We start from the raw sequence: 19,747 nt of genomic DNA on the forward strand, positions 1-19,747 counted from the left end.
TGAGCAGCGCGATGGAACGAAGCTATTTTGTCTATATGCTTGCCAGTCAGCGGAACGGGACGCTCTATATCGGCGTAACAAACGATCTTTCCCGCAGGGTTCACCAACACAAGACGAAGCAGCTTCCCGGTTTTACGTCCAGGTATAACGTGCAGATGCTTGTCTGGTACGAGACCTATGCCGATGTCACTGAAGCGATCACCCGAGAGAAGCAGTTGAAGAAATGGGAGCGCCGCTGGAAGTTGGAGCTGATCGAGAGCGTGAATCCGATGTGGCGGGATCTTTATCTGGATCTCAATTGCTGAGCGTGGCGTTGCTGCTCTGGATTCCCGCTTTCGCGGGAATGACAGTGGGCGTCTTTCGCGGTCCACGACCTGGGGGTGGTTGTCATTCCCGGCGGGCCGGAGGCCCGACCGGGAATCCAGGGCCGCCACGACGATCTCATAGTGTGCTCTGGGGTCCCCAGCGCGCGTTGAAGCCTGATAGTGTGAAGGGATTTCGATTTCTGAGCGCTGCGTTGCTGCCCTGGATTCCCGCTTTCGCGGGAATGACAGTGGGCGTCTTTCGCGGTCCACGACCTGGGGGCGGTTGTCATTCCCGGCGGGCCGGAGGCCCGACCGGGAATCCAGGGCCACCACGACGATCTCAGAGATTGCTCTGGAGTTTCCGGGCGTCAGGCGCGGGGCTCAAATTTTGAGCCCGCCGCCTCGCCTCCCGCCCCACGCGCCCGGCATGCGCATCGGCCTTTTCGGCGGCTCCTTTGATCCACCGCATGAAGGCCATGCGCTCGTCTCGCGCCTCGCTTTGACGCGGCTGCGGCTCGATCGGCTGTGGTGGCTCGTCACGCCCGGCAATCCGCTGAAAGACACGCAGAGGCTGGCGTCGCTCGAGGCGCGCATCGCCGCGGCGCGCAAGACGGCGCGCGATCCGCGCATCGTGGTCACGGGGCTCGAGGCGGAGATCGGCGCGCGCTACACCGCCGATACGCTGCGCTTTCTGCACAGGCGCTGCCCCGGCGTGCAGTTCGTCTGGATCATGGGGGCCGATAATCTCCTGCAATTCCATCGCTGGCGGCGCTGGGAGGAGATCATGCGCACGACGCCGATCGCCGTGATCGACCGGCCGGGCGCAACGCTGAAGGCCGCCAGCGCCATGGCGGCGCTGCGTTTTCCCGGCGCTCGCGTGAAAGAGCGGGAGGCGCCGCTGCTCGCGACGGCGACGCCGCCGGCGCTGATCTATCTGCATGGGCCGCGCAGCCCGTCGTCATCAACGGCGCTGCGGCGGAAGGCCGGGCGCTGATTACTTCTTATCGAAGAGCGGCAGAATCCAGCGTTTATAGGCCCAGAAGCTGGCCGGGATGCCGACGAAGATCGCGACCCACATCATGGCCGAGTTGTCGACGCCGTTCTCGTAGAAGCTGCTGCCTTCCTGCACAGCTTGCGAGTAGGGATTTCGGACGAAGAGCGTTAGCACGAAGGAGCCGATGATGATCGCGCCGGTGACATAGAAAAAGCTCTTCGGAATGAGGAGCGTCGGCGGCGGATTTCGTCCGGGCTTCTGGTTCTGCTGCGGGCGGCTGTCCTTGGGGTCTTCCGACATCTTCTTTTGCTCCCTGAGCGTTTTCCTCAGCTCTCAATATGGGCCAGGGCGCAGGCTTACGCCATAGGCCCGCGCGAGGCTCAACCGGCGGCGCCATACACATCGTAAGCGTCGGCGCGGTCCACCTTGATCGTCACAAGGTCGCCGGGACGCAGCGGGCGGCGCGAGGCGACGAATGCCGTTCCGTCGATCTCCGGCGCGTCGGCCTTGGTGCGGCCCTTGGCGAGCGTGCCCGTGGGACCGCCCCCCGCCTCGTCGATGATGACCTGGAGGCGTTTGCCGACCTTGCGCTTCATCAGCCGGGCGGAGACCGCCTGCTGCTTCTCCATGAAGCGCTTCCAGCGGCTTTCCTTCACCTCGTCGGGCACGGGCGCGAGGCCGAGGTCGTTGGCCGGGGCGCCGGCGACGGGCTCATATTTGAAGGCGCCGGCGCGGTCGATTTCGGCTTCGTCCAGCCACTGAAGCAAGGTTTCGAAGTCTTGCTCCGTCTCGCCGGGGAAGCCGACGATGAAGGTCGAGCGAAGGGCGAGGTCGGGGCAGGCGGCGCGCCAGCTTTTGATGCGGGCGAGCGTCTTCTCTTCATTCGCCGGCCGCTTCATGGCCTTCAAAACATTCGGCGCGGCGTGCTGGAGGGGGATGTCGAGATAGGGAAGGACCTTTCCTTCCGTCATGAGGTCGATGACCTCGTCGACGTGAGGGTAGGGGTAGACATAGTGCAACCGCACCCACATCCCGAGCTCGCCGAGCTCCTTGGCGAGGTCGAGGAAACGCGCACGCACGGCGCGGTCGCCGAACAGGCTCTCCGCGTAGCGCAGATCGCGGCCATAGGCGCTGGTGTCCTGCGAAATAACGAGCAGTTCCTTCACGCCGGCGCGCGCGAGCTTTTCCGCCTCGCGCAGCACGTCGGCGGCCGGGCGCGAGACGAGCGGCCCGCGCAAATGCGGGATGATGCAGAAGGAGCAACTGTTGTCGCAGCCTTCGGAGATTTTCAGATAGGCGTAATGGCGCGGCGTGAGCTTGACGCCCTGCTCGGGCACGAGATCGACGAAAGGATCATGCGCGGGCGCGGCGGCGCGGTGCACGGCCTCGACGACGCTCTCATATTGCTGCGGGCCGGTGACGGCGAGAACGCCGGGAAAGCGCCCGGTGATGGCCTCGGGCTCGGCGCCCATGCAGCCGGTGACGATGACCTTGCCATTTTCGGCGAGCGCCGCGCCGATGGCTTCGAGCGACTCGGCCTTGGCGCTGTCGAGAAAGCCGCAGGTATTGACGACGACGACATCCGCGCCGGCGTGATGGCGTGCGAGCTCATAGCCTTCGGCGCGCAATCTCGTGACGATGCGCTCGCTGTCGACAAGCGCCTTGGGGCAGCCCAGCGAGACGAAAGAAACGCGCGGGGCGGCGGCCGATTTTGGGTTTTCCTGCATCGCGCCCGATTGCCATGGCGCGCGGCGAATAGCAATGGACCGCGAGCCTTCAGGCTCGCTCGAAAAACGCGATTGCCGGGGGAACGTCTCGACGCCCCTCGTGCTTCGAGACGCCTGCTGCGCAGGCTCCTCGGCATGAGGGGCTTCTGCCTCTACGCCAAATACTTAGGCCTCATCCTGAGGAGCGAGCGAAGCTCGCGTCTCGAAGGGCGAAGCCGTCTTGGAGATTATCTACAAAATGATGCGAGCCTGAAGGCTCGCGGTCCGAGGGATCAGACCGTCAGGGCGCCGACGAGGGCGTAGATGGCGACGAGCGCGAGAACAAGGGCATGGATCATGGACGCAAACTCCAACTGGCGCGCGGAATGAAGCGCGGCAAGGCGATCGAAATTTTCTATTATTGGAACCGGACGGCGGCCCGCCGCTTTGGTTTCTCGTTAATAGTTTCGAGAGCTTAAGAAAAAGTTTCGACCGGGCGGATTTCGCAGGTCGAAAGTTTGGGCGACCGCACCCGCCGCACCGCGGCAGAAGCTTTTTTATGTCTTTGAAACAATATCTTAATAAGAGACGGCAAAAATCCTTTGCGCTTCCGGCGCGCGCCACTATGAATAGCCGCGCCGGAGCCTTCCGGGCGCGATGGGCGCCTCGGCTCGTTAACGCTTGGCGCGCCGCCCGAGCCTTTCAGAAAGACCCTGACCTTGCCGAATTCCATTGTTCTCGGGACCGGTTCCTATGCGCCCGAGCGCGTCCTCTCCAACGCCGATCTGGAGAAGATGGTCGCCACCAACAGCGAGTGGATCGTCAGCCGCACCGGCATAAAGGAGCGGCATATCGCCGCCGATCACGAGGCGACCTCCGACCTCGCTGCGGCGGCCGCACGCAAGGCGCTGGATTTTGCGGGCGTCAGCGCGGCGGAAGTGGATATGATCGTCGTCGGCACGGTGACCGGCGATACGCCGACGCCCTCCTGCGCCGCCTATGTTCAGGAGCTGCTCGGCGCGCGCAATGCCTTCTGTTTCGACGTCGCCGCCGCTTGCGCCGGCTCGCTCTACGGCCTCACCATCGCCGATCAGTTCATCCGCACCGGCATGGTCAAGCGGGCCCTCGTCATCGGCGCCGAGACCTTGAGCCGCTACGTGGACTGGACCAACCGCGAGACCTGCGTGCTCTTTGGCGACGCGGCGGGCGCGATCCTGCTCGGCGCAACGGAGGAGGAGGGGCACGGCCTGTTGGCGGCGACGCTCCGAACGGACGGCTCTTTGACGAAAATCCTCGGCATCCCCGGCGGCGGCAGCCGTCTTCCGTTATCGGAAGAGATGCTCGCGACCAAAGACAGCAAGATCAAGATGCGCGGCCGCGAGGTCTATCGGGTCGCGACAAGGCTGCTGCCGGAGGTGGTGGCGGAGACCCTGGCCAAGGCGGGGCTCTCGGCCGATGACGTGACCCATGTCATCGCGCATCAGGCCAATCAGCGCATCATCGAGTCCGCGCTCGACAATCTCGGCGTGCCTCGCGACAAATGCTGGATCAACATCGACCGCTTCGGCAATACGTCGAGCGCCTCCATGCCGATCACGCTGGACGAGGCCAATCGCGCCGGCAAGCTGAAGAAGGGCGACGTCATCGCCATGATGGCCATCGGCGCCGGCATGACCTGGGGCGGCGCCGTCCTGCGGTGGTGAGGCTGCGGTGATGTGAAGCTCAGGCAGGCGGACTTTGCGTCCGCCCGCCCTCGAAGGGCCATACGGCGATACGCCGCCGCAACGCGGCCCCCGTAACATCTAGGCGCGCGCCTGCCTGAGAAAAGCGTGGCGCGACAATAATTTGATAGCGAAGTTTTTCGTAACGGCGCATTCCGTGCGCGTCCTGCTGGCCCTTTATGCCCGACTGGTGTAGGCATTTCGTCAATCGAGGGACGCATGAGCACGGACGCAGACGGGTCTAAAAAGCGTGGCATGTTCGCCCGCCTCTTCGGCAGGGGCGGCGCGGAGCCGGCGGCGGAGGCGCCCGAGGCGCCGGTCGAGGAGGCGCCGGAGGAAGCGCCGAAGCGCTCCTGGTGGCAGCGGCTCACCGGCGGCCTTTCGCGAACCTCGCAGGCGATCAGCCAGGGCGTCACGGACATCTTCACCAAGCGCAAGCTCGACGCGCTGAAGCTCGAGGAGCTGGAGGATGTGCTGCTGCGGGCCGACCTTGGCGTCGGCGCCACCTCGCGCATCATCGACGCCGTCGGCAAGGCCCGCTACGAGAAGGACATCGCCCCCGAAGAGGTGCGCGCGATCCTCGCGCGCGAGGTGGAAGCGGTTCTCACGCCCGTCGCCCAGCCCCTGGAAATCGACGAGACGAAGAAGCCTTTCGTTTTCCTGGTCGTGGGCGTCAATGGCTCGGGCAAGACGACGACCATCGCCAAGCTCGCCGCGAAATGGCGGAGCGAGGGCAAGAAGGTGGTGCTTGCGGCGGGCGACACGTTCCGCGCCGCCGCCGTCGACCAGCTCAAGATCTGGGGCGACCGGCTCGGGGCCGAGGTCGTCGCGGGCAAGGAGGGGGCGGACGCCGCCGGCCTCGCCTTCGACGCGATCAAGCGCGCCCGCGAGACGGACGCCGACATTCTGCTGATGGACACGGCCGGGCGCCTGCAAAACCGCGCGGAGCTGATGGCCGAGCTTGAAAAAATCGTCCGGGTCATGAAAAAAGCCGACCCGGAGACCCCACATTCGGTGTTGCTGGTGCTCGACGCCACCGTGGGTCAGAACGCGCTCCAGCAGGTTGAGATTTTCGGCCGTGTGGCGGGCGTCACGGGTCTCGTGATGACCAAGCTCGACGGCACGGCGCGCGGCGGCATATTGGTGGCGATCGCCGAGGCTCATGGCCTGCCGATCCACTTCATCGGCGTCGGCGAAGGCCAGGACGATCTCGAGCCCTTCACCGCCCGCGATTTCGCCCGCGCGATCGCCGGCCTGAATGAGGAAGACGCGCCGGAGGCGGCGCCGGAAAGTTGATAGGGATGACGCAGGAAACGACGACCGCGCCCGGCCTCGAACGGCCGGCGGCTCCAAAGAAGAAGCTCGACCCGAGATTGAAAGTCGCCCTCGAGCTTGGGCCTCTCATCATCTTCTTCATCGTCAACAGCAAGTTCGGCATCTTCTACGCCACCGGCGTGCTGATGGTCGGCGTGCTGGTGACGCTCGCCGTCTCCTGGTCGGTGACGCGCCATCTGCCGGCCATGCCGGTGGTAACGGCGCTATTGGTCTTGGTCTTCGGCGGGCTGACGGTCTTCCTGCAGAACGAAACCTTCATCAAGCTGAAGGTGACCATCCTCTATTCGATGTTCGGCGCGACGCTGATCGGCGCGCTCTACTTCGGCAAGCTCTTGCTGCCGATCGTCTTCGACATGGCGATCCATATCGACGACGCAGGATGGCGCAAGCTCACCTGGCGCTGGGGCTTCTTCTTCTTCTTCCTGGCCGGCCTCAACGAGGTGGTGCGGCGCGTCGTCACCACGGACGAGTGGGTGAATTTCAAGGTCTTCGGCATTCTCCCGCTGACGATCCTCTTCGCGATCTCCCAGGCGCCGCTGATCATGAAGCACCAGATACCGGAGGAAGAGGATACCCCGGAATCGGAGTCGCATTTCTAGACCTGCGCCAATGGCGGACGCACGCCTCTATGTTCCGATAAACGCTCATAATTTCGCTTGAACGGCTAGCGTGGGGCCGTGTCATACTGTTTCCGGTTGAATAGCTCGCATTGGGACTTGTCCTTCCCGGCGGGCTGGAAGCCCGACCGGGAATCCAGAGCCACAAATACGTTAGTTTTGCTCTGGATTCCCGATCGCTCGCTGCGCGAGCGTCGGGAATGACAGCCTCAACCAATCCGGCAGCCTGTGGTAACTCATTCTTTATCATTAATATTCACCCCCGCCTAACCAAGTAATGGTTGACATTTTCTCATTGATAACCACGAATAATGCTTAGTATTTACCGTAAAATTTGACGCTATATCATCATGACCATCGCCAATCGCGCCATCTGACAAGCAAATGGCGCGCTCGCAATGGTTTTTGTCATGCGTAAACGGACCGTCCTTTTCTGTTGCACGGCTTCTGCCGCGCTCCTCGTCGCCCCGGCTCGGGCCAATCCGGTCGTCACGGCCGCGCCGCCCGCTCCCGGTTATTATTACCAACAGCAGAGCCCGCTCGGCGGTGGGCTCATCGAGGCGCTCGTCGGCGACGCGCCCAGCCCTGTGCGCTACGCCGCGCCGCCGGCGGCCTATCCGAACCCGCGCACGCAAACGGCGGCTTACGCGCCGCAATCTGTCGAGATGGAGCGCGCCGTCGATCCGAGATATATGCGGGCCGATGTCGAGTACAACGGCGCCGAGGCGCCCGGCACCATTGTCGTCGATACGCCGAACAAATTCCTCTATCTCGTTCACGGCCGCGGCCACGCCACCCGCTATGGCATCGGCGTGGGCCGGCCGGGCTTCGAATGGTCGGGCGTGAAGACCATCAGCCGCAAGGCGGAATGGCCCGATTGGACGCCGCCGGCCGAGATGCTCGCCCGCCGCCCCGATCTGCCGCGTCATATGGCGGGCGGTCCGGCCAATCCGCTCGGCGCCCGCGCGCTCTACCTTGGCTCGTCGCTCTACCGCATTCACGGCACCAATGAGCCGCATACGATCGGTCAGAATGTCTCATCCGGCTGCATCCGCATGATGAACGACGATGTGGTCGATCTTTATAATCGCGTGGGCGTAGGCGCGCGGGTGGTCGTCCGCTGAGCGCTCACGGTTGCAATCGCAGGCGCTTCGGGCGATAGCTCGGAGCGTCATTGACCAAGAGTCGCCGCCTTGCCGAGCCTCATCCGCTTTCTCGTGATCGTCGCCGCCCTCGTCGCGCTGGTCTATGGCGCGATGATTGCGGTCGTTTCCTTTGTCACGCCGCAGCCGCGCGAGATGACTTATACGATCCCGGCGCAGCGCCTGAACAAATAGGCTTTCGCCGATGAGCGCTCCCGCGCTTCTGCTCGACGCCTTCCTCGATATGCAGGCGGCCGAACGCGGCGCGGCGCACAACACGCTGGACGCCTATCGGCGCGACCTGACGGACTATATCGATTTCCTGCGCGGGCAAGGCCGCGGTCCCGGCGGCGCGACGATCGAGGATTTGCGCGCCTATCTCGTTGAACTCGATGCACGTGGCATGGCGCGCGCGACGGTGGCGCGGCGGCGCTCGGCGCTCCGGCAGTTTCACAAATTCCTCTACGTCGACCGCCATCGTAGCGACGATCCGGCCGCCGCACTGGAAGGTCCCCGGCTGGTGCGCAATGCGCCGGGGGTGATGTCGGTCGATGAGGTCGACCGCCTGCTCGCCACGGCGCGCGAGGGGTTGGACGATGAAAAGCGTCCGCTGCGCGAGCGATTGCGCGCCGCGCGGCTCTACGCGCTTCTGGAGACGCTTTACGCCACGGGGCTGCGCGTCTCTGAGCTGGTGTCGCTGCCTAAAAGCGCGGCGCGGGCGCGCGATCCCTTCGTCACGATCAAGGGCAAGGGCGGGCGCGAACGGCTGGCGCCCCTGACGGAGCGCGCCAAGCGCGCGCTCGTCGACTACCGCAAGCTCATCGAGGCTGCCTCGCCGGAGCTTGCGCAAGGGCCTTTCCTGTTTCCTGCCGATAGCGACAGCGGCCATCTGACACGGCAGGCTTTCGCGCGCGAGCTCAAGACGCTCGGCGTCGCGGCCGGATTATCAGCGGCGCAGGTCCATCCGCATGCGCTGCGCCATGCTTTCGCCAGTCACCTGCTGCAGAACGGCGCGGATCTGCGCGTGGTGCAGGAACTGCTCGGCCACGCTGATATTGCGACGACGCAAATTTATACGCATGTGCTCGACGAAAGAATGCGAGCCATGGTTCGCGACCTGCATCCGCTCACGGATGAGTCTCGTTCGGAGCAAGGGTAGATTCGTCAGCTTTGTTGGAAAGACGAACGGCCGACAAGCATAGTCACGCTTGGCGCCGCTTCTCGGTCCAATTGTCGTCAGCCCATTTTTTATTGTGGTAAGGCTTCTGTTAACGTAAGGTCGCCGCAAGCTAATATTATGGCTCAGCTTCAGAGGGACGGAAATGGCTGCCAACGCGATCGCCGGTTTCAGGCCGGAGCAGGAGAACGTCGTCTATATCGGCGCTGGCGTGACGGTGAAGGGCGCGTTCTCCGTTCCTGATCTGCTCGTCGTCGACGGCGTGGTCGAGGGCGACGTCACGGCGCGCGGCGTTGTCGTCGGACGATCGGGCGTGATCCGCGGCCATGTCGTGGCCGAAGAGGCTGACGTCAGCGGCTCGATCAGCGATCACGTGGAAATCTCCGAGCTTCTCACCGTCCGGTCCACCGGCCGCGTTGAGGGGCGGGTGATCTATCGGGAGATGGAGCTGGAGAAGGGCGCCGTTGTCACCGGCGATCTTTCCGCCACCAGCGAGGAGCGCGCCGGCGCAAGGCCCGCGCCCGCCGCCAAGATCGTTCCGCAGCTTCGCGAAGAGCGCGCCGAGCCGGCGCCGGTTGCGCCCAAGATCGGGAGAACGAGCGCTTCCCTCGATCGGCTGAGCGAGGCCGCGCGCGCAGCCCGAAAGAGCGCCGCGAAAACCGTCGCGAGCGAGATCATCGCGGAGCGCCGCAATGTGCTGCGCACGCCAATGTCGAGCCGCAAGGGCCGCGCGTGATTTTTTGACGCGAAACAACCTCCGAGGCGGCCTCGTCCTTCGAGACGCGAGCTTCGTTCGCTCCTCAGGATGAGGCCTAAGTGTTTGGCGCAGGTTCAGAAGCCCCTCATGCTGAGGAGCCTGCGCAGCAGGCGTCTCGAAGCACGAGGGGCGTCAACGCCGCTTCGTCAGTGATGTGCGCCCGCCTCCAGTGCGGGCGTTTTCATTTGGCGTCTGCGAAGCCTCTGCGCATTGCGCCGCGGCGCCTTATCTAATGGCCATCCCAAACTGCGCGTGCAGGAGCGAGTGATGGCCGAGTCGGCGCGCACATTCTGGAAGGGCTATTTGCGTCTGGCCCTTGTCTCCATTCCCGTCCGGCTGGTGGCGGCGGAAAAGGCCGAGTCGGAAATCCGCTTCCACCAGGTCGACCGCAACTCCAAGCAACGCATCCGCTACCTCAAGGTCGCGCCGGGCAAAGGCGAGGTCAAGAAGGAGGACATCGTCCTCGGTTACGAGGTCGAGCCGGGAAATTACGTCTTCATGGAAGATGAGGAGCTCGACTCGCTGAAGCTGTCAACGCGGCATACGATCGACCTGCTGCAATTCGTCGACGCCGAGGAGATCGAGCCGCTCTATTTCAACCGGCCTTACTATGTGCTGCCCGACGGTGAAGTCGCCGAGGAGGGCTATCGCGTCCTGCGCGACGCGCTCTGGGCCAAGCATAAGGTCGGCATCGGCCAGCTCACTTTGCGTGGACGGGAGCATCTCGTCGCTTTGTTCCCGATGGGCGAAGGGCAGGGGCTCGTGCTCGATACGCTGCGCTACGACAGCGAGCTGAAGAATGCCGACGACATCTTCTCCGCGATCGGCCGCGAGAAGCCGCGCGAAGACATGGTGCAGATGGCCGAGGATTTGATCGAACGGCGCAGCGAGCCTTTCGATCCGGCGAAATTCCGCAACCACTATGCCGAAGCCTTGCGCGAGCTGGTGAAGGCGAAGCTCGGGCGCGGCGAGACCGTGCCGGTCGAGGAGCAGGTCGAGCCCGGCGCCAAGGTGCTCGATTTCATGGAGGCGTTGAAACGCTCGGTCGCCGCCAGCGGGGGCGGGGAAGCGCCGCCTGAGCCGCCGAAGAAGGGCAAGCGGGCGGCTGCCCCACCGGCGAAGAAACCCCCAGCCGCGAAATCCTCCAAGGCTGCGAAGGCGCCGGCGCGGCGCCGGGCCGGATAAATGCCGACGCGCGCCAGGAAAGACGATAGCGCGCTCGGCGCCTATCGCGCCAGGCGCGATTTCTCGGTCACGCCGGAGCCGCAGGGAGGGGTTTCGCATGGCGGCGCGCCCCGTCTCGTGGTGCAACGGCATTTCGCGCGGCGCGAGCATTTCGACCTTCGGCTCGAAATGGATGGCGTGTTGAAGAGCTGGGCCGTCGCGCGCGGCCCGTCGTCTGACCCGGCCGACAAGCGTCTGGCTGTCCGCACCGAGGATCATCCGCTCGATTACGGCGATTTCGAAGGCTTGATCCCCAAGGGCGAATATGGCGGCGGGACGGTGATGCTGTGGGAGGACGCGACTTTTATACCGCAGAATGGCGATCCGCTCGAGGCGTTGGAGAAGGGGGAAATCAAGTTCCTGGCCCAGGGCGCGCGCATGAAGGGCGGCTGGGTTCTGGTGCGTATGAAGACGCGCGACAAAGGGGAAAACTGGCTCCTGATAAAGGAGCGGGACGAATACGCCGACAAGGAGGAGGACCTCGCCGGGCGATATGTGACGAGCGTCACGACCGGCCGCACGCGCGAGGAGATCGAGCGGGGGGCGAAAGCGAAAGCTGCGTCGTTAGCCACCCATACCTCCCCTTTACGGGGAGGTCGGCGGCCGAAGGCCGCCGGGTGGGGCCCGCGCAGCCACGACGATGTTGGGGCCGGACCCCACCCGACCCCGCTTCGCGGGGCCACCCTCCCCGTAAAGGGGAGGGATAAGAGCCCCGAGATTGCTCGATCACGGGCGAAGTCTGCCTATTGGTCGGATAAGCCCATCGCCTCCGCGCCGACGCCGAAATTCATCGCGCCGCAACTCTGTGAAACGGCCGAACAGCCCCCCTCCACAGGCGACTGGATTTTCGAACTGAAATACGACGGGTACCGCCTGGAGCTTGCGACCGGTGCCGACGGCGCGCGCGTTTATACGCGCACGGGGCTCGACTGGACGGAGCGCTTTTCCGGTCTCGCGCGCGCGGCTTTCGCGCTCCCCTGCCGCAATGCGCTTCTCGACGGCGAGGCGGTTGTCTTCGACGAGAAGGGGCTCTCTGATTTCGCCATGCTGGTCTCGGCGCTGGAAGCCGGGCGCAGTGAGCGCGTGGAGTTCGTCGCTTTCGATCTGCTGATGCTTGATGAGAAGGATCTGCGCCGCGAGTCGCTGCGCAAGCGCAAGGAGCAGCTCAAAGAGCTTCTTTCCAAAAGCGACGGCGCCATTCGCTATGGCGATTATATCGAAGGCGACGGGCGGACGGTCTTTGCGCAGGCCACACGCGCGGGCGCAGAAGGGATCATCGCCAAGCGCGCCGATGCGCCCTATCGCAGCGGGCGCTTTTCGGATTGGCTGAAGATCAAGGGCGACTTTCGCGAAGACGTGCTGATTGTGGGCTACCGCCCTTCCGAGAAGGGCGAGACATTCGCCTCGCTCGTCGCCGCGAAAGAAACGCCGGAGGGCCTGCGTTATGTGGGACGCATCGGGACGGGCTATGACGCGGCCACAAGGCGCACGCTCGCGCCTTTATTGGCAAAGCGCGCGAAAAAGGGGAGCGGGCCGAAGCTCCTTGCGGCGGACAAGATTCCAAAGGGCGTCGTCCTCATCGAAACGCCCTTTCCGGCGGAAGTGCGCTTCGGCGGCTGGACCATGGATGGGCAATTGCGGCAGGCGCGCTTTCTCGGCGTGCGCGAAGACATGACGCCGAAAGCGCCCGCGCAACAGGAGCCGCCGAAGCTCTCGCGCATCACCCATGCGAGCCGCGTCGTCTTTCCCGCCGATGGGATCACCAAGGGCGAGATCGCCGCCTATTACGACGCCGTTGCGCCGCGCATGGCGCCCCATCTCGCCGATCGGCCGATCAGCCTGTTGCGCGCGCCGGAGACGGTCGAGGAGCTGTTCTTCCAGCGCCATCCGTTGAAAGGGATGAGCAAGGGCATTCTGACCGTCGAGAATGAAGACGAGCCCTATATCGCGCTCGATGGCGCGCTTGGCTTGCACACGGCGGCGCAATTCGGCGCCATTGAAATTCACGGCTGGATGTCGCTTGCAAGCGATCTCGACCGCCCGGACCGGATGGTTTTCGATCTCGATCCGGACGAGGATTTGCCGTTCCGCGGCACCTGCAAGGCCGCCGCCGATATTCGCGATTATCTGAAGGCGATCGGCCTCTCATCCTGGCCGCTGCTGACAGGCGGCAAGGGGATTCATATCGTGCTGCCGCTCGACCGTTCGCTCACTTACGCGGATACGGAAGTGTTCGCGGCGGGCTTCGCGCGCGGGCTGGCGCGACAGGAGCCGCAACGCTTCGTCGCGACGATGAGCAAGCGGCGCCGGGCCGGGCGCATCTTCATCGATTGGCTGCGCAACAAAAAAACGGCGACGGCGATCCTGCCATGGTCACTGCGCGCCCGACCCGGCGCGACGGTGGCGGCGCCTTTGTCATGGAAGACGCTGGCCGCCGCCGATAGCGCCAGCGATTACGACATCAAAAGCGCGCTTGGCTTGAAGGATGAGTGGCGCGGGTTCTTTGAGACGCGCCAGACCATTGCGCCTGGGGCGTTGAGTTTTATGAAGACGAATGGCGGCTGACTCCACTCGAGCTTGCAGGGGGTGTCAGACGAGATCCGCTCGATTGGTTCGGCGCCATTCCCGACGCTCGCGCCATTTGGACACAGAGGAAATCACCGCCGTCATTGCGAGGAGGCGGAGCTGACGAAGCAATCCAGGGCCGCATTGCTGCCCTGGATTGCTTCGCTTCGCTCGCAATGACGGGCTGCGGGCAAAACCAGCGCTCTTGTGGCTCTGGATTCCCGATCGCTCGCTGCGCGAGCGTCGGGCATGACAACGAGCTTACTAGTCGTCACACGTCGGCTGGCACCGGTTCCAATCCGAACAGCATCCGCTGCAGGTGCAATCGGCGTTGCTGTTGCAGGCGATTGGCAACTGGACGCAGGCCACCTTGTTCTTTTGCAGCCGTATCGAGCTGCTCGATTTCGCGCAGCACTTTACGCATTCGCCCGTGCCGCCGATGTCATGCCGGCAGCACCATTGGTCGGAGCCGCATGTGATGGCGTAAGCGGCATTGGCCGCGCCCATGAATGCAAGCGCCATCGATAAACGCATCCATCTCATGAAATTGCTCCCTCGCGATCCCACGCCTTGTCAACGCAAAGATCTCGGCGGGAGTTCCCTTCCGGCTGGATAGCTTTCCTTTGCGCTGGCCTTTTTCACACGCGTTGTTCTTGAAACATTTTAATAGAAGACTTGAACGATGCGACGAGATGCCGCGAGTTTCCTGCTGGTCCGCTTGCCGGCAAGGAACCTAAATTAACGCCAAGCGCTCATGCATTGCGGCGCACGCCTGACCAGAAGGAAGGGCAAAATGAAAGCCAACAGCGTCGACATTGAACGGTTGTTGAACGCGCGTTCTGCAGAGATCGTTATGGCGATAATTGCCGCCGCAATGTTCTTGGGCGGGGGCAAGGCGGATGCATCCCAGGCTTGTTTCATGCGCTGCGAGGCAATCCGCGCAGAAACATGCGCGGGGCTCGACGAAGTTTCCGTCAATTTTTGTCGTATGAGCAAAGAGCCAAGATACGCCGATTGCCGGGCGCGTTGCCAGATTGAAGAAGGAAGCCGAAAGACCGAACGGCTTCGTCGGTCGGATCGACGCGGCGGCAGCCGATAGTTGGTTTCTGGCTTCCTATGGCTCGGTTTCGTTTGTCTAGGAGGGTCTGATGCTTTCTATGAAAACGATCAGCGCAATCTCGCTCTGCTTCGCCATGGCGATAGTCGTGACAGGCGCCGCTGCGGTAGTCCCTTCGGCAGGTCCGCTAGAGGCCGCAAACGGGCTATTCCAGAGAACAGATTATTGGACGTGCTACGATAACTGCAACAACCAGCGCCTTCGGTGCGACGCCGGTTGTCCCTATGACGATCCAAACACCAGTTGGGATGAAAACCAGATTTGCGTGGATAGATGCGAGTCGGGCGGCGAGGCCTGCGAGGCGCGGTGCCAATAGCAGCCGCGCTTTGAGCAAATGCGGGGTGTTCCGTGTCATTCCCGACGCTCGCTTGAGCGAGCGATCGGGAATCCAGAGCAGAACCAGCGTTCTTGTGGCTCTGGATTCCCGGTCGGGCTTTCAGCCCGCCGGGAATGACAAATCCCAATGCGAGCTGTTCAAATAGAAACGGCAGTCAAGCAAGAAGCGCGAGAGTGACGTTTACGCCGCCAAATCCGCCACCACTGCGTCGAGCACCGGAAAGCCTTCCGAGCTCACGCGGAGCCTGTTCTCGCGCGTGACCTCCACGAGGCCGTCGCCGATCAGCTCGGAAATGCGCGACTGCGAGAGCTTCTTTCCCGTCAGCAGGAAATAGCGCTGCGGGTCGATACCCTCGCGCAGGCGCAGACCCATCAGCAGGAACTCGTCGCCCTCCTGCTCCGGATTGAGTAATTCGTCCTCGACGAGGCCGTGGCCTTCGGTCTCCACGCAAGTGAGCCACATCTCGGGGTGGCGCTCGCAGGCCTGGGCGCGGCGGCCGCGCGTTGTCACGATGCGGCCATGCGCGCCGGGGCCGACGCCGATATATTCGCCGTAGCGCCAATAGACGAGATTGTGCCGGCATTCCGCGCCGGGCCGCGCGTGGTTGGAGACCTCATAGGCCGGCATTCCGTGGCGCGCGGTGACTTCCTGCGTCACGTCCCACAAAGCGCGCTGCGTGTCGGGGTCGGGGAGCGTCATCTTGCCCGTGTTCACCAGGCGCTCGAACATGGTCTCAGGCTCGATGGTGAGCTGATAGAGCGAAATATGCTCGGGCGCGCGGGCCAAAGCGAGGTCCAGCTCCTTGCGCCAGGCGGCGGGCGTCTGGCCGGTGCGGCCGTAGATGAGATCGAAAGAGGCGCGCTCGAAGGTGGAGGTCGCGACGTCCAGCGCCATCAGCGCCTCGGCCACCGAATGCTGGCGGCCGAGCGCCTTCAGGTCGATGTCGTTCAAGGCCTGCAGGCCGAGCGAGACGCGGTTGACCCCCGCCGCCTTGAAACCCTTGAAGCGCGACGCCTCGACGCTCGTCGGATTGGCCTCGAGCGTGATCTCGACGTCCTTGGCCATGGTCCAATGCTTGGCGATCTCGCCGAGGATTGCGCCCGCCGTCGAGGGCGACATCAGCGAGGGCGTGCCGCCGCCGAAGAAAACCGAGCGGACCTCGCGGCCCGGGACGAGCTTCGCGCGATGCTTGAGCTCCACCGCGAAGGCCTCGACAAAGCGATCCTCGTCCACGTCGCCGCGCCGGACGTGGCTGTTGAAGTCGCAATAGGGGCATTTCGACAGGCAGAACGGCCAATGGATGTAAACGCCGAAGCCGGGGTCGAATGCGTTTCGAATCGTCGCCATACCCCCCTTATCGCATGAATTGGCTCAAAACGCAGGGCGTGCCCCCGCTACGTTCCTATATGCTTGGCGTCGGATTGCTTGTTTGTTCGAAAAAAGGGGGCGCATTTGGCCCGTGTTTTGGTGATCGGCGGGACCGGCTTCATTGGCCGGCACATCGTCGGGCGGCTCATCGCTGAAGCGCATGCGGTGTCGGCCGCTGGCCGCGCCGAGGTGGACATCGCCCGCGACGACGTCGAGAAGCTGGAGATCAAGCTGGCGGGCTTCGAGGTCGTCGTCAATTGCGCCGGCCTCGTCCGCAACCAAGGCGCCAACACCATGGACGCCGTGCACGCCGAAGGCCCCGTGCGGCTGTTCACGGCCTGCGCCGCCGCGGGGGTAAAGCGCTTCATTCATATCTCGGCGCTGGGCGCCGCGCCGCAGGGCGAGACCGACTATCAGCGCAGCAAAGGGACGGCGGAGGCCTTCTTTGCCGACGCCGATCCTTACGGGCGGCGGCTCGACTGGCGCGTGCTGCGTCCCTCGGTGGTGGTCGGCCGGGGAGGGGCGAGCACGACCTGGCTGCTGGCCTCGGCGACGCTGCCCATATTGCCGCGTATCGGCGCCGATGATTGGCGGTTTCAGCCGATCCATGTCGACGATCTCGCCGAGCTTATGGCGCGGCTTGTCGAGGGCGTCGAGTCGCCGCGCATGATCGACGTCGTGGGTCCGGAGCCGATGACGGCCTATGAGCTGACCCGCATCCTGCGAAGCTGGCTTGGCCTGCAGCCGACGGGCGCCATCCGCATCCCCGACCGCCTGTTGGCGCTCGCCACGCAGATCGGCGGACGGTTCACCAGCGGGCCGCTCAATCCGGATGTGATGAAGATGCTCGCGCGCGGCAATGTCTCCGATCCCGGCCCCTTGACCATGGCGCTCGGCCGCCCGCCGCGCGATCTGCGCAGCGCGCTGGCGCGGGAGCCGGGGTCGTATGCGGACCGTGTGGCGGCGCGGCTCTTCTTCGTGCGGCCGATGTTGCGCTGGAGCCTCGCGCTGCTGTGGATCGCCACCGGCCTCCTGTCCTTCGGGCTTTACCCGATCGACAAAAGCTATGAGATGCTCGCCGCCATCGGCCTTTACGGGCCGCTCGCCGCCGCCGCGCTCTATGGCGGCGCGGCCATCGATCTTGCGCTCGGCGCGGCGCTTTTGCGCGGCTTTCGGCCGGTCCTCGTCGGTTGGCTGCAGCTCGCGAGCATGGCGGCCTTCACGCTTCTCGCGCTCGGCCTTCCCACCGAGTACTGGCTACATCCCTTTGCGCCGATCCTGAAGAATCTGCCGATCGCCGCCGCCATTCTCGTGATGATCGCCTTGGAGGCCGGATGAATGTTCGACACGATTACTTTTCTGAAATGGCTCCATATCATCAGCTCGACCGTTTTATTCGGCACAGGGCTCGGCACGGCGTTTCACGGCCTTGCGAGCAATATGCGCGGCGATCTGCGCGCCATTGTCGCCGGCAACAAAAACGTCGTGCTCGCCGATTGGATCTTCACGGCCCCGGCGGTGATCATTCAGCCGGCGACGGGCGTCGCGCTCATGCTCGAAGAGGGTTGGCCGTTCGACACGCATTGGATATTGGCGTCGGTCGCGCTTTACATTTTCGTCGGCGCCTGCTGGCTTCCGGTCGTGTGGCTGCAGATGCAAATGGCGCGCATCGCCGAAGACTGCCTTACGACCGGCGCGCTGCTGCCGCCGCAATATAAGCGCTATTTCTGGTGGTGGTTCGCGCTCGGCTGGCCGGCTTTTATCTCCATGCTCGTGATCTTCTGGCTGATGGTGGCGAAGCCGGATTTCTGAAGCTTCTCTCCTGAACAGCTCTTCATGGGGATGTCATTCCCGGCGGGCTGAAAGCCCGACCGGGAATCCAGAGCCATAGTAGCTAGTGTGGCTCTGGATTCCCGATCGCTCGCTGCGCGACAGCGAACCAATCAAGCCGATCTCCTATCACCTGCGGCGCGTCGGCGATCGCGCGCCCTTGTCGAGGTTATAGATGTCGTGGCGGAAAAAGGCGGGGCCGTCTTCCTCCGCCCAGCCTGTCATATAGACCCAAGCGACGGGGACGCTCTGGCTCAGCCTGATCTTTTCGCTGCGGCCGCTGTCGATGGCGTCGCGGAGAGCGTCGGGAGTCCAATCACGCGAGGTTTCGTCGAGAAGCCAGGACGCGAGGTCATAGACGCCCTCGACGCGCACACAGCCATGCGAAAGGAAGCGATAGTCCCTGTCGAAAAGCTTCTTGTTCGGCGTGTCGTGCATATAGACGTCGTGGCTATTCGGCATGGAGATGCGCAGGGAACCCAATGCGTTTTTAGGTCCCGGCTCCTGACGAAAACTGAAATGCGCCGCGCGCTTATTCGAGACGCGCCGCAGTTTGAGCGGATCGACCTCGCGGCCGCGCGCGTCGAGAATGCGGATGTTTTCGCGCTCGAAATAATGGGGGTTGCGTCTGAGCTTCGGGGCAAGCTCCTTTTTGATAATGGAGGCCGGCACTGTCCATGTCGGATTGATGTCGATCGAGACGATATGTGTGGCCACTTGCGGCGAGCGGTGGCGGCGTCCGCCGACGACGGCCGTGAAGCGCGCGATCGCATCGCCGTCTTCCACGGCTTCGACGGAGGCCGCAGGAATATTGACGTCGACGTAGCGATCGCTGAAGCGAAAATGCATCTTCGCAAGACGCGCCGCCGTCATTTCCAGTTCACGCGCACGGGTTGCTGCAGGGATGTTCAACTCCCGCAATGTCTCGCGCGAGAAATTGCCTGTTTGCTCGAGGCCCATATGCGCCTGGAAACGGCGCAAGGCGTCGCCGAGCGCGTCATCCCATGCGCTGTCGCCGCTGTCCTGCGCATTGGGGAGATAGCCTTCGATGGCGAGCCTGCGTCGTAGCAGCGCGACCGGTCTGCCGCTGGCGTTGGCGCCGAGCGGCTTGTCGACGCGGGGCTTGGCGATGCGCGGCCAGCCGCCGGACGCCGCGATTGTCGCATAACGCCGCGCGGCGTCGGCGGTGGCGTTGGCGGTTTCGGGACCATAAGCGGGTGAGGCGCGCCGGGGGTGTTCGACCCGTGGCTGCGCCTCTTGGGGCTGTTCGTCTAGAGGCTGCTCGTCTCGGCGCGGCGGCGCGACGGGGGCGTTATCCGGTTGCTCATATCCCGGCCGCGGCGCGTCTGGTTCCTGCTGCGCGCCCGCCGGCGCGAGGGCGAAGAAAATGGCGGCGGACGCCAGCAGCTTGAGGGCGCCGGCGCAAGGCACTTTGAGCATCGGAATGGCTCGCTGCGCCGGGATAACGGCGCGCCCCTGTAACTAGAGCGCATTTCGCAAAAGTTGATAGACCTTCGCGATAAGAATGCGCTCCAGCTTTTTGAATTAGGCG

The 19,747-nt window shown here is 63.9% G+C and carries 19 protein-coding genes; 14 read left to right on the plus strand and 5 right to left on the minus strand.

Annotated elements, in window-relative coordinates:
* Positions 1-11: 11 nt before the first annotated feature.
* Both QMG84_RS07530 and QMG84_RS07535 read left to right on the plus strand, forming a co-directional pair.
* Positions 12-305 carry a GIY-YIG nuclease family protein gene (locus QMG84_RS07530; RefSeq protein WP_281931530.1) on the plus strand — a complete coding sequence of 98 codons (294 nt, stop codon included), beginning with the start codon at positions 12-14 and terminating at the stop codon, positions 303-305.
* Between the two features lie 427 nt (positions 306-732).
* Positions 733-1,299, plus strand: a complete 567-nt coding sequence (locus tag QMG84_RS07535) for a nicotinate-nucleotide adenylyltransferase (RefSeq protein WP_281931531.1) — start codon at positions 733-735, stop codon at positions 1,297-1,299.
* On the opposite strand, the gene QMG84_RS07540 is transcribed toward QMG84_RS07535, so the two are convergent.
* The gene (locus QMG84_RS07540; protein ID WP_281931533.1) at positions 1,300-1,599 is read right to left on the minus strand and encodes a hypothetical protein; all 300 of its coding nucleotides are present in this window, start codon (positions 1,597-1,599) and stop codon (positions 1,300-1,302) included. It abuts the gene before it with no gap.
* Between the two features lie 80 nt (positions 1,600-1,679).
* On the minus strand, positions 1,680-3,026 hold the full coding sequence (rimO, locus tag QMG84_RS07545; protein ID WP_281931535.1) for a 30S ribosomal protein S12 methylthiotransferase RimO: 1,347 nt from the start codon (positions 3,024-3,026) through the stop codon (positions 1,680-1,682).
* Between the two features lie 698 nt (positions 3,027-3,724).
* On the opposite strand from rimO, the gene QMG84_RS07550 reads away from it, so the two are divergent.
* The 9 genes from QMG84_RS07550 to ligD all read left to right on the plus strand — a co-directional run bounded on the left by QMG84_RS07550 (position 3,725) and on the right by ligD (position 13,543).
* Entirely contained in the window at positions 3,725-4,708 is a 984-nt protein-coding gene (locus QMG84_RS07550) for a beta-ketoacyl-ACP synthase III (protein WP_281931537.1), read from the plus strand.
* 237 nt (positions 4,709-4,945) lie between these two features.
* The gene (ftsY, locus tag QMG84_RS07555; protein WP_281931539.1) at positions 4,946-6,022 is read left to right on the plus strand and encodes a signal recognition particle-docking protein FtsY; all 1,077 of its coding nucleotides are present in this window, start codon (positions 4,946-4,948) and stop codon (positions 6,020-6,022) included.
* 5 nt (positions 6,023-6,027) lie between these two features.
* Entirely contained in the window at positions 6,028-6,660 is a 633-nt protein-coding gene (locus QMG84_RS07560; protein ID WP_281931540.1) for a septation protein A, read from the plus strand.
* 428 nt (positions 6,661-7,088) lie between these two features.
* Positions 7,089-7,802: a L,D-transpeptidase gene (locus QMG84_RS07565; protein ID WP_281931541.1), complete on the plus strand. Its 714-nt coding sequence runs from the start codon at positions 7,089-7,091 to the stop codon at positions 7,800-7,802.
* Between the two features lie 69 nt (positions 7,803-7,871).
* Positions 7,872-8,015: an oxidoreductase gene (locus QMG84_RS07570; protein ID WP_281931542.1), complete on the plus strand. Its 144-nt coding sequence runs from the start codon at positions 7,872-7,874 to the stop codon at positions 8,013-8,015.
* Between the two features lie 10 nt (positions 8,016-8,025).
* Entirely contained in the window at positions 8,026-8,979 is a 954-nt protein-coding gene (locus QMG84_RS07575; RefSeq protein ID WP_281931544.1) for a tyrosine recombinase, read from the plus strand.
* A gap of 163 nt (positions 8,980-9,142) precedes the next feature.
* Positions 9,143-9,733 carry a bactofilin family protein gene (locus tag QMG84_RS07580; RefSeq protein WP_281931545.1) on the plus strand — a complete coding sequence of 197 codons (591 nt, stop codon included), beginning with the start codon at positions 9,143-9,145 and terminating at the stop codon, positions 9,731-9,733.
* A 288-nt stretch (positions 9,734-10,021) separates the two neighbouring features.
* Positions 10,022-10,939 (plus strand): non-homologous end joining protein Ku, encoded by a 918-nt coding sequence (ku, locus tag QMG84_RS07585; protein WP_281931546.1) that lies wholly within the window; start codon positions 10,022-10,024, stop codon positions 10,937-10,939.
* The gene (gene ligD / locus QMG84_RS07590; RefSeq protein WP_281931548.1) at positions 10,940-13,543 is read left to right on the plus strand and encodes a DNA ligase D; all 2,604 of its coding nucleotides are present in this window, start codon (positions 10,940-10,942) and stop codon (positions 13,541-13,543) included. It abuts the gene before it with no gap.
* A 271-nt stretch (positions 13,544-13,814) separates the two neighbouring features.
* On the opposite strand, the gene QMG84_RS07595 is transcribed toward ligD, so the two are convergent.
* Positions 13,815-13,967 carry a hypothetical protein gene (locus QMG84_RS07595; RefSeq protein ID WP_281931549.1) on the minus strand — a complete coding sequence of 51 codons (153 nt, stop codon included), beginning with the start codon at positions 13,965-13,967 and terminating at the stop codon, positions 13,815-13,817.
* Positions 13,968-14,336: 369 nt separating this feature from the next.
* On the opposite strand from QMG84_RS07595, the gene QMG84_RS07600 reads away from it, so the two are divergent.
* The gene (locus QMG84_RS07600) at positions 14,337-14,642 is read left to right on the plus strand and encodes a hypothetical protein (RefSeq protein ID WP_281931551.1); all 306 of its coding nucleotides are present in this window, start codon (positions 14,337-14,339) and stop codon (positions 14,640-14,642) included.
* A gap of 535 nt (positions 14,643-15,177) precedes the next feature.
* On the opposite strand, the gene hemW is transcribed toward QMG84_RS07600, so the two are convergent.
* Entirely contained in the window at positions 15,178-16,344 is a 1,167-nt protein-coding gene (hemW, locus tag QMG84_RS07605) for a radical SAM family heme chaperone HemW (RefSeq protein ID WP_281931553.1), read from the minus strand.
* A 105-nt stretch (positions 16,345-16,449) separates the two neighbouring features.
* Between hemW and QMG84_RS07610 the strand changes: the two genes are divergently transcribed.
* Both QMG84_RS07610 and QMG84_RS07615 read left to right on the plus strand, forming a co-directional pair.
* Positions 16,450-17,703, plus strand: a complete 1,254-nt coding sequence (locus QMG84_RS07610; protein ID WP_281931555.1) for an SDR family oxidoreductase — start codon at positions 16,450-16,452, stop codon at positions 17,701-17,703.
* Complete coding sequence (locus QMG84_RS07615; protein WP_281931556.1) at positions 17,704-18,177, plus strand: DUF2269 family protein; 474 nt, start codon at positions 17,704-17,706, stop codon at positions 18,175-18,177.
* A gap of 147 nt (positions 18,178-18,324) precedes the next feature.
* Here QMG84_RS07615 and QMG84_RS07620 read toward each other — a convergent pair whose 3' ends face one another.
* Complete coding sequence (locus tag QMG84_RS07620) at positions 18,325-19,635, minus strand: L,D-transpeptidase family protein (RefSeq protein WP_281931558.1); 1,311 nt, start codon at positions 19,633-19,635, stop codon at positions 18,325-18,327.
* Positions 19,636-19,747: the final 112 nt, after the last annotated feature.

The sequence above is a fragment of the Methylocystis iwaonis genome (assembly GCF_027925385.1).
GTDB classification, from domain to species: Bacteria; Pseudomonadota; Alphaproteobacteria; order Rhizobiales; family Beijerinckiaceae; genus Methylocystis; species Methylocystis iwaonis.